The sequence below is a fragment of the Indioceanicola profundi genome (assembly GCF_003568845.1).
GTDB classification, from domain to species: Bacteria; Pseudomonadota; Alphaproteobacteria; order Azospirillales; family Azospirillaceae; genus Indioceanicola; species Indioceanicola profundi.
In genome coordinates this window covers 937032-950000 of sequence record NZ_CP030127.1, presented here as the reverse complement: position 1 = coordinate 950000, position 12969 = coordinate 937032, and the positions used below count along the sequence as shown (strand labels likewise).

At 65.2% G+C, this 12969-nt stretch carries 9 protein-coding genes; 5 read left to right on the top strand and 4 right to left on the bottom strand.

Annotated elements, in window-relative coordinates; genetic code table 11:
- Positions 1-458 precede the first annotated feature (458 nt).
- On the bottom strand, positions 459-1508 hold the full coding sequence (locus DOL89_RS20335) for a mechanosensitive ion channel family protein (RefSeq protein ID WP_225889999.1): 1050 nt from the start codon (positions 1506-1508) through the stop codon (positions 459-461).
- A 699-nt stretch (positions 1509-2207) separates the two neighbouring features.
- Between DOL89_RS20335 and DOL89_RS20330 the strand changes: the two genes are divergently transcribed.
- The gene (locus DOL89_RS20330; RefSeq protein WP_119681164.1) at positions 2208-3398 is read left to right on the top strand and encodes a S41 family peptidase; all 1191 of its coding nucleotides are present in this window, start codon (positions 2208-2210) and stop codon (positions 3396-3398) included.
- A gap of 6 nt (positions 3399-3404) precedes the next feature.
- Here the strand turns inward: DOL89_RS20330 and DOL89_RS20325 are convergent, their stop codons facing one another.
- On the bottom strand, positions 3405-3761 hold the full coding sequence (locus DOL89_RS20325; protein WP_119681163.1) for a hypothetical protein: 357 nt from the start codon (positions 3759-3761) through the stop codon (positions 3405-3407).
- 528 nt (positions 3762-4289) lie between these two features.
- On the opposite strand from DOL89_RS20325, the gene DOL89_RS20320 reads away from it, so the two are divergent.
- The 4 genes from DOL89_RS20320 (at position 4290) to DOL89_RS20305 (ending at position 8509) form a co-directional block, all read left to right on the top strand.
- Positions 4290-5081, top strand: coding sequence for a heme-binding protein (locus tag DOL89_RS20320; RefSeq protein WP_119681387.1), 792 nt, complete (start codon positions 4290-4292; stop codon positions 5079-5081).
- A gap of 161 nt (positions 5082-5242) precedes the next feature.
- Positions 5243-6346, top strand: a complete 1104-nt coding sequence (locus DOL89_RS20315; RefSeq protein ID WP_119681162.1) for a TRAP transporter substrate-binding protein — start codon at positions 5243-5245, stop codon at positions 6344-6346.
- Between the two features lie 94 nt (positions 6347-6440).
- Complete coding sequence (locus DOL89_RS20310; protein WP_119681161.1) at positions 6441-6998, top strand: TRAP transporter small permease subunit; 558 nt, start codon at positions 6441-6443, stop codon at positions 6996-6998.
- Positions 6995-8509, top strand: coding sequence for a TRAP transporter large permease (locus DOL89_RS20305; RefSeq protein WP_119681160.1), 1515 nt, complete (start codon positions 6995-6997; stop codon positions 8507-8509). The genes DOL89_RS20310 and DOL89_RS20305 overlap by 4 nt, the downstream gene beginning before the upstream one ends.
- A 45-nt stretch (positions 8510-8554) precedes the next feature.
- On the opposite strand, the gene DOL89_RS20300 is transcribed toward DOL89_RS20305, so the two are convergent.
- On the bottom strand, positions 8555-9229 hold the full coding sequence (locus tag DOL89_RS20300) for a response regulator (RefSeq protein ID WP_119681159.1): 675 nt from the start codon (positions 9227-9229) through the stop codon (positions 8555-8557).
- Entirely contained in the window at positions 9213-12794 is a 3582-nt protein-coding gene (locus DOL89_RS20295; protein ID WP_119681158.1) for a hybrid sensor histidine kinase/response regulator, read from the bottom strand. The genes DOL89_RS20300 and DOL89_RS20295 overlap by 17 nt, the downstream gene beginning before the upstream one ends.
- Positions 12795-12969: the final 175 nt, after the last annotated feature.

The window sequence follows — 12969 nt, the reverse complement described above, 5'->3', positions numbered from 1 at the left end:
CAGAGGCGGTGAGGCCAAAGCCGGTATTGGCAGCTTCGAGTTTGCCTGAATTAAAAGCAAAAGTGGCGGATTTTGCGCAGGTGCCGCATCCCGTTCTCAAAAGTGTTAGCGCTACTGAGTTCAGGCCCCACCCCTCGCCGGAAACATTTCCGATACAAATACCCCTCATTTAAGAGGTATTAACTTGGGGAACGGACCCGATTGCCATGAAGCCAGCAACGATGAGCCTGTCGCCTGCGACTCTCAGCCCACATGCCCATGAGATCTATCGTGTCATGCGGAGTTGCCCGGACCTTTCCGATATTCCGGATTCAGAGCTGGTCGAGATGATCCTGAGCCCCGAGTGGAGCGCCCTGATAAAGGCCTATGGCGCTAGCCGGGATGGACGCATCCACTTCCGGGCTGCTGCCTGACTTGGTACGCCTGCCAAAGCTCGGACGCTCGCCGACTATTGGCAATTACTCCGCCGTTCCCGCGTATCCGGGTTCTGACCGTGACGGTCCGGAATTGCCAAACGCATCCTCGCCTCGCGAGCCGGACTCCATCCGGCGGGCGATGGTTCCAGGCAGGGTCCGCGCCTTGGGTGGATGTTTTCCGGCCGGCCAACCCTCCCGCTGGCGGGTCCGGTCCCCATCCGTCTCCTCCGTCTGGTCATGGAAGAGAACGACCTGGGTGGGAAAGGGCAGATCGATGCCGGCCCGGGTCAAAGTGTCCTTGATCGCCGCAACGACTTCGCTGCGGACCAGCATCTGGTCGTGCTGCTTGGACTCGGCCCACCACCGGGCCCGGATATTCACCGTCGAGCCATCCAGCGCCATTACGATGGCCTCCGGCGGCGGGTCCTGGCGGACCCCGTCGATACCGCGCAAAGTTTCCACGATCAAGCGGGCGGCCTCACGCGGGTCGTCACCGTAGCCGATCCCGATATCGTGTTCACTCCGGCGGAATCCATAGGCCGTGTTTACGGTCACGGCGCTGGTGAAGATTTCCCCGTTAGGAACGAAGACGCGGCGGCCGTCATAGGTGCGGATGTTGGTGGTGCGCGTTTCGATAGCCTCAACCGTGCCCTCGAAGTCCTTGAACTTGATCTGATCGCCGATGCGGAAAGGCTGCCGGAGCAGGATCAGGATGCCGGCCAGGAAGTTCTGAAGCACATCCTTGAAGGCGAAGCCGAAAGCCACGCTGCCGACCCCGAGCAGTCCCAGCATGTCCACAGGCTTTACAGAGGGAAACGCGATCGTGGCCGCGATGAGCAGTCCGAAGAGCCCGATGCCCAACTGCGCCAGCCGCCCGGCCACCACGCCGAGATTGTTGGATGGGTGATTCCTCAGGCTGCGGCGCATCAGAGCGCGGACGGCCTTTCCGATGAACCAGAACACGGCGAGGATGACCAGCCCGACGGCGATCCGGGGAAGGAAAGCTATGGTGCCGTCCAGCAGTCCATCAATGGTCTGCCAGATCAGGGAGACGCTGGCTTCCACATCCTCGGGGCCGGCTGCCGGTTCCATTCCGAATTCTCCGCTGTTGCGCCGTTCGCCAACAGAGGTGCCGGAGGCGGGTTCCTGGAATGTCAGTGACGTGGACCCATGCTGGTGCGACCGTCGGAATGCACGGGCCGGCTAATAGCGGGCGGTTCAGCCATTATGCCTGGATGGGAACGCATCCGGACGCCAGTGCGCCGGTGACCGGAGGCATGCTCGCGGGTTTGGTCGTTCTGCTTTCACTCCGCAGCGGAAGCGGTTCTACAGGCCTCCGCTTCTAATCCTGACGAAACCGGAACCGCTGAACCCTAGCTGGCCTCGCCCACTGGACAGTGGCAGAGTCAGGACGACCGCTTATTTGCTCCAATTCGGGGCTAGGCGCGCTGGAAACGTCGAAATCGGCTAGCTGCCAGTGGATTGCGGAACTTGCGACGCAGACCGGATACGCTGCATTGCGAGAATGACAGAAGCGACAGGGAAAGACCCTGGAAAAGGTGCTTTCCAATGCACCACTCATGGAGACGAGATATGGCGTAAGTGAATAATGCATAAGGAAAAGTGCGTGCGTGCGGCATATTTCACGGGATTTTGCCGGTATCGTTCATAGCTCGGCTGATTGGTAGCCATACGGTGCATCCGTAACTGCCGAAGTTCTTGGCCAAGCTTCGCGATGGCGCGACAGCGTGAAGAAACCGCTTGGGGCAAACTTCCTCGGTCGGACAAGCTATGAGACTGCGACTCGCCTCCCTCTCCGCTGCTTTGCTGCTGCTGGCGTATCCGATCCAGTCCCCGGCCGAACCTGCGGCCTCCCAGCCCGCGCAGATGCGGGCCGAGTTGGACGAGGCGGAGGCGATGAAGATCATCATGCGGGCGCTCCGCACCGTCCGGGAAAACTATGTGGACCAGATTTCCACCCGCGAGCTGGCGGAGGCGGCGGTCGGCGCCATCAGCAGCCGTGATCCCTGGTCTCGCTTCCTCGATCCCGCCCAGTACGAAGCCATGCAGGACGTCAATGCCGGTGCCGGAGTTGGCATCGGCATCCGCTTCCGGAGGGAGGGTGACGGTTTCGTGATTGCGGAAGTATTCCCGGATACGCCGGCCTACGCCGCCGGGCTTCAGCCGAACGACCGTCTTGTCAGCATTGATGGCCAGCCGCTGGAGGGAATGGAACCGGCCGCTGTCGGCAAGCTGCTTCGGGGAGATGAGGGAAGCGCAGTCACCATAGCCTTCGGGCGGAACGGCGCCGAACGGCTGGAGCGGACACTGGCCCGCGAAACCCTCACGATTCCGTCTGTCACCTGGCAGGCGATGGACGGCGTCGCCTATATGCGGATCGCGGCCTTCGACGGCCAGACGAAGCCCGGCTTCGACGCTGCCATTGCTGCCATCCAGGCTCTGCCGGACGCGCGCGGGCTTGTTCTGGACCTGCGGAGCAATCGCGGCGGGCTGGTTCGCGCAGCGGTGCATGTAGCGGATGCCCTCCTTGATGCCGGCCGCATCATGACGGTGCAGGACCGCCAGAAGGAGGAGGTCGTCGAAGCCAAGGCTGGAGACCTCGTCCACGGCCTGCCAATCGTGGTGCTGGTCAACGCCAGCACGGCTTCCTCCTCCGAAATCCTGACCGCCGCCCTTCAGGAGAATGGGAGAGCCCTCGTGGTCGGGCGCAAGACCTACGGCAAAGGCGTGATCCAGACCACGCGGCGCTTTCCCGGCGGGGCGATAAAGCTGACGACGGCGCGCTATCTCACGCCCCGTGGCCGCTCCATCCACCAGTCTGGTATCGCGCCGGACATCGTCATCGGCAGCGATAATGCGCCGCCGGTCCAGTGGGGCGCCAGACCGGACCCGGCCGGCGACGTTCAAATGGCACAGGCCTTCGACCTCCTGAAGCTGCGCAGGCAGGTCGCCGAGAAATAACCTGCACTACCAGCCGCGCCGGCGTCCCGGCTCCGGCCGGGTGGTTACCCAGCCAGAGCTGAAGCCGGGCGTCGTGAACCGGCGTCCACGGTCGTGCAGGCCGAAGCCCGGCCCTCCATGGCCGAAGTCCCGCCGCATGCCGCGCCAGTCATGACGGTCGGGCCGGCGGTCGGACCAATACCCGTGACGACCTTCCCGAGGCGGAATGACGATGACCCGGGAACCGGGCGGCACGATCAAATGCTGACCGTACTGCTGCCCGTGGAAGTGGCCGCGGTCGAAATGACGCCTGCGCTCACCGGCATCGGCGGTCGCCGCACCCATAGCCAGAGCACAGAGGACCGGAATGAAAAGGATGCGCATCCTGTCGCCTCCTGTATGCCACGCCGCCCCGCCATCGGAGCGGTCCAGCCTGGACGTACAACAGCGGCGATCTCCGCCTGTCCGTCCAGGACCCTCACCATCGGGGGCCGCTCAGGCATTTTTATGGCGTGGTCATGACCATACCCGACGGGCTGCCTTTAATCTGGTCAATAACGGCGGGTTAATGACTGTCGGCGTGTTCTCAAATTGAGAATAAAGGTCAGGAGAATACTTCCTCGATTTCAGGCAGTTCAGCTGTTGGCGAGCATCTGTTCAGTCCATCAGGCGGAGTAACATGCATTCGCGGCTTCCGGCCGCTGGCTCCGGCCTGTATCGACATATCGTGGTGTGCAAATCCGGGCATCTGGCGCACCCGTCATCATCAGTGGCTTGCAACGACTTTCAACAGGACGCGGACACCCGGCCGGCCTTCCGGCCCGGGATGGACGCTGCTGACCCTGATAAGAACCCAAGCTGGAGGCAACGCAGATGAAAAGCAGACACGCGCTTCCCATCGCGCTAGTTCTGATGGGAGCGTTCGGATCTTCGGCCGCGCAGGCGGATTGCAAGAACCTGCCGACGCATTCGGACCTTCAGGCCGCGCTGAGGAAGAGCGTCGCGCCCACGGGCGGGCCGGAGAATGGCGGCTTCGAACTGCACATGTGGGCAAGCATTGTGGACCGTGATGGAACGGTGTGCGCTGTCGCCTTCTCAGGCAACAGCCCAGGCGACCAGTGGCCGGGCAGCCGGGTAATCTCCGCCCAGAAGGCTAATACCGCCAACGCCTTCAGTCTGGGCGGCTTCGCCCTGTCCACGGCCAATCTCTACAGTGCGACCCAGCCCGGCGGATCGCTGTTCGGGTTGCAGGAAAGCAATCCGGTCGACCCGGATGTGGCCTATGCAGGTTCCTCCGCCAATTTCGGTACGCAGCGTGATCCCATGGTCGGAAAGCGGATCGGCGGGGTGAATGTGTTCGGCGGCGGGCTCGGACTTTACCGCGGCACCGGGGTTGTCGGGGGGCTTGGCGTCAGCGGCGACTCTTCCTGCGCCGATCACAATGTGGCATGGCGGGTGCGGGAAGCGCTGAGGCTGGCCGCGGTGCCTGCCGGCCCAAGCCCGAACAACGACGACGGCATCGTTTATGATATCGGGCTTCCGGACCCGTTCGTTCACGCCGATACCCGTCGTGGACGCGGACGGCCCCATTTTCCGCTGCCGACGCACCCTGCCAGCGCCAGCGGCTGGGGGCATCCGGTCTGCGCCGGTGATGAGGTGGAAGTCGCTGTCAGCATCGGGGCCGGCGTAGGACCGGAGGATTGAGGGTGGGGGCGTCCCAAGCCCCCTACCAACGTATTGTGCGCGAAGATTTTCGCTTCACGCTAGCTTCCGCCTGAACAACCGGGATTGATCGGGACCTGCATGCTGGCCGCGTTGTGCCGGATCGCAGGTCCCGGTTTCTCCCCGTACTCGGGAGGACATCCATGAAGCGTCGTGAGTTCCTGGCCGCCGCCGGGGTTGGCACCGTTGCGGCCGCGTCGGCCCTGCCGGCCCCCGCCATTGCGCAATCAAGCCCCGAGATCAAGTGGCGGCTCGCCTCCAGTTTCCCCAAGAGCCTGGACACCATCTATGGCGCCGGCGAGATCATCGCGAACCGTGTTGCGGAGATCACCGACAACAAGTTCCAGATCCGCGTGTTCCCCGGCGGCGAGCTGGTTCCGGGCCTCCAGGTCCTGGACGCCGTCCAGAACGGCACGGTCGAGTGCGGCCACACTGCCGCCTATTACTATGTCGGCAAGGACCCGACCTTCGCCTTCGACTGCTCGGTTCCGTTCGGCCTGAACTCCCGCCAGCAGAATGCCTGGCAGCTCTATGGCGGCGGCCGTGAGCTGTTGCAGGAATTCTATGCCGGCTACAACATCGTCAGCTTCATGGCCGGCAATTCCGGCGCCCAGATGGGCGGCTGGTTCCGCAAGGAGATCAAGACGCCGGAGGACCTGAAGGGTCTGAAGATGCGCATCGCCGGCTTGGCCGGGCAGGTGCTGGTGAAGCTGGGCGCAGTGCCGCAGCAGATCGCCGGCGGCGACATCTATCCGGCGCTGGAGAAGGGCACCATCGACGCGGCCGAGTGGATCGGCCCCTATGACGATGAGAAGCTCGGCTTCTACAAGGTCGCCCAGAATTACTACTATCCGGGCTGGTGGGAGCCGGGTCCGTCCTTCTCCCTCATGATCAACAAGGATCAGTGGGAGAAGCTGCCCAAGCCCTATCAGGCAGCGCTGGAAGCGGCCGCGGCCGACGCCAACGTCCGGATGAGCGCCAAGTACGATGTGGAGAACCCGCAGGCGTTGAAGCGGCTCGTCGCCAATGGCGCCAAGCTCCAGCCCTACAGCAAGGAAATCATGCTGGCCGCCTACAAGGCCACATTCGAGCTGTATGACGAGTTGGCCGCCAGCAACGCCAACTTCAAGAAGGTCTATGACGGTTGGAAGGCCTTCCGCGAGGAGGAGTACCAGTGGTTCCGGATCGCCGAGAACTATCTGGAGAGCTTCTCCTACGCCGCGGCCGCCCAGTCCCGCAAGTCCTGAGGCACTCCGCTGAACAGCGCGGCCCCCCGGCACCGTCCGGCGGGGCCGCCGCCTGTTGCCCCCGCTTTCAGACCTACAGAAAGGACGCTGTCCCGTGTCCGCCCTGCTCGCCCTCAGCCGGCTGATCGATGCCGTCAACGATTGGGCCGGCCGCATCGTGCGCTGGCTGATCCTGGTGGCCGTGCTGGTCAGCGCCGGCAATGCCACTGTGCGCTACCTGTTCGACACCAGCTCCAACGCGTGGCTGGAGCTGCAATGGTATCTGTTCGCGGCGGTGTTCCTGCTGTGCGCCGGGTACACTTTCCTGCGGAACGAACATATCCGCATCGATGTGGTCGCCTCGCGCTTTTCCAGGCGCACCCAGGCCTGGATCGACGTATTCGGCATCCTGTTCTTCCTGATGCCATTCGCGCTGCTGATCACCTGGCTCTCCATCCCCTTCGTGGAGGAGAGCATCCGCATCAATGAGATGTCGAGCGATGCCGGCGGGCTGCTGCGCTGGCCGGTCAAGCTGCTGGTGCCCGTGGGCTTCGTTCTTCTGATGGCCCAGGCAGTGTCCGAACTGATCAAGCGCCTGGCCTTTATCGCCGGGGCCATCGACAGCTATGCGCCGGCTGCAGCCGGCCCGCATGGTCATGGAGAGACCGCATGACCGCCTTCCTGATCGAGAACATGGCGCCCCTGATGTTCGGGTGCCTGATCCTGTTCCTGCTGCTTGGTTTTCCCGTGGCCTTCGCCCTGGCGGCGAACGGCCTCGCCTTCGCGCTGCTCGGCATCGAACTCGGCCTGCTCAGTCCGGCGCTGCTCCAGGCGCTGCCGGAGCGCATCTTCGGCATCATGCGGAACGACACGCTGCTGGCCATCCCCTTCTTCACCTTCATGGGGCTGATCCTCGAACGGTCGGGCATGGCGGAGGACCTGCTGGATACGATCGGCCAGCTCTTCGGCCCGCTGCGCGGGGGCCTCGCCTATGCAGTGATCTTCGTCGGCGCGCTGCTGGCGGCGACCACCGGCGTGGTGGCGGCCAGCGTAATCGCCATGGGCCTGATCAGCCTGCCGATCATGATCCGCTACGGCTATGATCGCCGGCTGGCGACGGGCGTTATCGCGGCCTCGGGCACCTTGGCCCAGATCATTCCGCCCTCTCTGGTGCTGATCGTGATGGCGGATCAGCTCGGCCGCTCGGTCGGCGACATGTATGAGGGGGCGCTGTTCCCCGGCTTGGTGCTGACAGGCCTTTATGTCGGCTATGTCTTTCTGCTCACCCTCTTCAAGCCGGAGATGGCGCCGGCCCTGCCGCTGGAGGCGCGCACGTTGCGCGGGATGAAGCTGGCCCAGCGCGTGGCGATCTCGCTGATCCCGCCGCTGGTTCTGATCTTCCTAGTGCTGGGCACCATCTTCATCGGACTCGCCACCCCGACCGAGGGCGGGGCGATGGGGGCAGTGGGCGCGCTGATCCTGGCTGCGGCGAAGCGCAAGCTCAACCTCGGCATCGTCCGACAGGCGGTGGACAGCACGGCCAAGCTCTCGACCTTCGTGCTGTTCATCCTGATCGGCTCCACCGTTTTCGGCTTGGTGTTCCGGGCGGTGAACGGCGATCTGTGGGTGGAGCATCTGCTGACCAGCCTGCCGGGCGGCCAGATCGGCTTCCTGATCGCGGCCAACGTCCTCGTTTTCTTCCTGGCCTTCTTCCTCGACTTCTTCGAGCTGGCCTTCATCATCGTGCCGCTGCTGGGGCCGGTGGCGGACAAGCTGGGCATCGATCTGATCTGGTTCGGCGTGTTGCTGGCCGTCAACATGCAGACCAGCTTCATGCACCCGCCCTTCGGCTTCGCCCTGTTCTTCCTGCGCAGCGTTGCGCCAAAGGACGAATATGAAGACCGGGTCACCGGGAAACGGATGCGGGGCGTCACCACTGGTGAGATCTACTGGGGCTCCGTGCCGTTCGTCTGTATCCAGATCATCATGGTGGCTATCGTCATCGCCTTCCCGGGTCTTGTCACTTCGGGCCTGACCGGCGGGACCGGGGTGGACCCGTCCACCATCGAGCTGGATGCGCCGCCGTCCATGGATGATTTCGGCCCGCCCACCTTTGATCTGGACTTCGGCACGCCGCCCGAGCCGGAGCCGGCCGGAGATCCGCCAGGGGATGGCAGGCAGTAAGGGGACGAGTTCAGGAGGCGGTCCGACGGGCCGCCTCCCTTGCATTCAGGGCTGTGCCCCCGACGGGTCCAGCCGGATGTTGAGCCGGTTCAGCAGGATCACCGCCTGGGTACGGCTTGAAACACCGAGCTTGCGGAAGATCAGGCTGACATGCTGTTTGACCGTCTGCTCCGCCACGCCAAGGGCGAAGCTGATCTGTTTGTTCAGCTTGCCCTCCGCCACCATCGCCAGAACCCGCATCTGCTGCGGCGACAAGGATGCGATCCGGTGGGCCAGATCCCTCTCCTCGTCGCGAGGCGGTCCCGCTTCGGCGCCACCGGGGGGCACGAAGACCCCGCCCTGCAGGATGGTGTCCACGGCCGCGGCGATGGCTTCCATCGGCAGCGACTTCGGGATGTAGCCTGAAACGCCGCAGGCCAGAGCGCGGCGGATCGTGGCCGTGTCCTCCACGGCGGAGATGATGGCGACCGGTACGGTCGGGTGATTGGCCGAAAGCACGAACAATCCCAGAAGCCCCTGGCTGCCCGGCATGTTGAGGTCCAGCAGCACGAGGTCCACCCGTTCCTCCCGGGCGGAGAGCGCGGCCAGCACCTCGTCCAGGTTGGAACAATCCACCAGCTCGGCGTCGGGGTGTCCATGCTGCACGGCCGAGCGCACGGCGCTCCGCACCATCGGGTGGTCGTCGGCGATGACGATCACGGGATCAGGAATGCTGGACATCGCTGGCCTCACTGGCGCGGTGCTGTGACAGGGGCGGGGCTGCGGTAGAAGGCGACCGGCGCAGGACGATCCCGCCCAGCAATCGGCGCAAGGCGGCTGGCCGGACCGGCTTCTGCAACAATGGAAGATCGGCCGCACGGACCATGTCCCGCACCGCTGCCGTCCTGTCGGCGGTCAGGATCGCTGCGGGAACCGGCGCGGGCCAGAGCGGGGCCAGTTCCCGCAGCACGTCCAGCCCGTTCCGCTCCGGCCCCAGATGGAAATCCAGCAGCACCGCGTCGGGCACCACCCCGCCCAGCGCCGCCGCCGCGGTAGCGGCATTGTCGGCCCGGACGGGACGGCAGCCCCAGCCCTTCAGCAGGGCGACCAGACCGGACAGCACGTCGCCGTCATCATCGACGCAGAGCACCGTCAGGCCGTCCAGGGCCGGGCCGGGTGTCGCCGGTGCCTCCGCGGCGAGCATCGACGTGTCCTTGACCGTCGGGACACTGACTGCAAAGCAGGAACCACGTCCAGGCTCCGAGACCAGCTCCACCGGATGGTCCAGCATCCGGGCCGTCCTGTCCACGATCGCCAGGCCCAGCCCCAGCCCGCCGCTACGGTCGGCTCGGCGGCCCGATCTCTGGAATTCCTGGAAGATCTCCGTGCGGAGCGCCGGGTCGATTCCGGGACCGGTGTCCCAGACCTCGATCCGCAACGCGCCGCGCCGATAGCGGCATCCCATCACGACCCGGCCGCGCCCCGGCGCGCAGGCCTGTCCGGTATAGCGGATGGCGTTGGACAGGAAGTTCTGCAGAATGCGCCGCAGGAGCGCCGGGTCGGATCGGACGTGGGCGCGGCAGGGGATCACCTTCAGCCGCACCCCGGCTTCCGCGGCAAGGGCCTGGAATTCGATGCCCAGCCGTTCCATCACCATGCTGATGGGGAAGTTGCGCAGCTCCGGCCGCACGGCTCCCGCCTCCAGCGCGGAAATGTCCAGCAGCGCTCCGATCAGGGTCTCGACGGACCGGATGGAGGCGGCGGAATTGCGGGCCAGGGCCAGATGCTCCGCCGTCACCGGATTGCCAGCCGCCTGCTGGAGTTGTTCTGTCAGTGCGGCGGAAAAAAGCCGTGCAGCGGACAGGGGCTGCATCAGATCGTGGCTGACGCCGGCCAGGAACCGGGTCTTTACGGCATTGGCACGCTCCGCCTCCGCCTTGGCGTCCTCCAGGTCCAGGGTTCGTTCACGCACCCTGCGCTCAAGGGATTCGTTGGCTTCCTGCAAGGCGGCGGCAGCCTTTTCCCGCTCCGTGACGTCGGTGTAGGTGGCGACGAACCCGCCGCCGGGCAGCAGCGTATTCGTCGCCTCGATCACCGTGCCGTCGGGGCGGGAGCGCTTGAACACATAAGGCCATTTCGTGTGGTCGAGGTCGCGGCTGACCAGCAGAACGTCCAGATCGCCCGCGGCGTACTCTCCGCGTTCCGCATTGAAGCGGATGATGTGCGCCAGCGGCACGCCGACCCGGACGCGCTCCGGCGGCAGGTCCAGCAAGTCGAGATAGCGCTGGTTCCATGTCACCAGCTTCAGGTCCCTGTCCAGAACGCAGATGCCCTGATTGACGCTTTCCAGCGTGCTGCGCAGCAGTTCGTAATTGGCACGGATCGCGCTGGATGCCTCATCCAGCAGACCCACCGCGGCCCCGCGGGTCAGCGCTGGCCCCTGAAATGCCGTTGCCAGCACCACGCGCGCGCTGGCCGCCCCGATCACACCGGCGAGCTGGTTCTCCACGAAGCGGGCCAGATCCGCATCGGCCCAGCCGGTGCGGTCGAGCCCGCTGGTGACGCCGATGCCGCTACGCACCGCCAGATAGGCGTCGATTGTGCGCCGCGCGCGTTCCGGCCCCATGTACTGGGCGGCCAGTGTCCGCAGATCCTCCACCCGCGTCAGCCCGCGCCAGGAAGGCGGCGGCGGGGCCGGTTGGCCGGGCATGGCCTCCACGAAGCTGACCGCATGCTCCCGCTCCGCAGCGCTCTGCCGGGTCGCCAGCGAAATGCCGACAAAGACCACCACATTGGTCAACAGGCTGAACAGGGTGGCGTGGGAGATCGGGTCCAGCTCATGGACCCCGAACAGCCCGCCCGGCCGCAGCCAGCCGAGCCCGAATGGCCCCTCCAGCACCCAGACGGCACCGGGCTGCACCGCTGGCAGCAGCAGCGTATAAACCCAGAGCAGCAGTCCGGCGGACAGGCTGGCGATAGCGCCCCGGCGCGTCGCACGCCGCCAGTACAGCCCGCCCAGGAAAGCCGGGCCGAACTGGGCCACGGCGACGAAGCTCATCAGTCCGATGGTGGTCAGCGGATATCCATCGCGGAGCAGGAGGTACGTGGCATAGGCCAGTCCCAGGGTGAAGACCACGGCCAGCCGCCGGATGTTCAGAACCGCCCCCGTCCGGTCGGCGATCGGGTCCAGCGCGCCCAGGCGGAGCAGGGTTGGCAAAATCACGTCGTTGCACAGCATGGTGCTGAGCGAGACGGCAGCCATGATCACCATGCCGGTGCCGGCCGAGAATCCTCCGATGAAGGCGAGCAGCGCAATTCCGTCCGCCCCGGCCGTCAGGGGAATGGTGATCATATAGCTGTCAGGATCGGCGCCGGCCCGGCCAAAGGCCGCGATGCCGGCCAGCGCCACGGGGATCATCAGCACGCTGAGGACCAGCAGATATCCCGGATAGAGCCAAGCCGCGCGGCGCATATGCGCGGGGTCCTGATTCTCCACCACCGCCACATGGAACAGGTGCGGCAGACAAAGGAAGGCAAGGATTGAGATCAGCGTTGTGGCGATCCAGGACGGGTCGCCGAAATCCGGCGTGACCAGCGTGGATGTTTCCAGGCTGTTTGCGCCGCGGGCATAGAGTTCCGCAAGTCCGTCGTTCAGCCCATAGACGATATAGCCGCCGACGGCGGCGAAGGCGGCAAGCTTGACCAGGCTCTCGAAGGCGATGGCCCGCATCAGGCCACGGTGGTGCTCACTGGCATGAAGGTGGCGAACGCCGAACAGGATCGCGAAGACCGCCATGGCGACCGTGACGGCCAGCGCCGTATCGGTGTTGGCGGCGCCGCGTGCTGCGCCCGCGCCAGCCGCTGCCGGGACCGGTCCGCCGCTGGTCAGCATGTCGAAGCTGGCGGAGATGCCCTTTAGCTGCAGGGCGATATAGGGCAGCAGAGAGACCAGTCCGGCCAGGGTCACCAGTACCGCCACGGTCTGACTGTTGCCATAGCGGGCCGAAAGGAAATCGGCGATGGAGGTAACGTTGCGGGCCTTTGCCACTGCGATGACCCTGGCCAGGACCGGCTGCGCAAACAGCAGCAGCAGGGTCGGGCCGACATAGATCTGCGCGAAGTCCCAGCCGCTGGAAGCTGCCCGACCTACGGACCCGTAGAAGCTCCAGACCGTGTTGTAGACCGCCAGGGTCAGCACGTAGGAAAAGGCTGAAGGCGCTCGCCCGCGGCGCTCCCCCTGCCAAGCCACGGCGAACAGGACCGCGATATAGCCGCCGGCCACCAGCAGGACCAACCAAGGATTCACATGAAGCCTCCCACCGGGCGTCGCGCCGGCAGGGCATGGATGCGCAGCCTGCCGCGACAACGGCAGAACTCTGGATAATCCAGTTCACGTCGTCAGGGAAGGGGCCCCACGGCGCTCCCGATCCGGCTTGCATGCGGCGTCGACGCCGGCTCCAATAGGGCGCGCCGAATGGAGG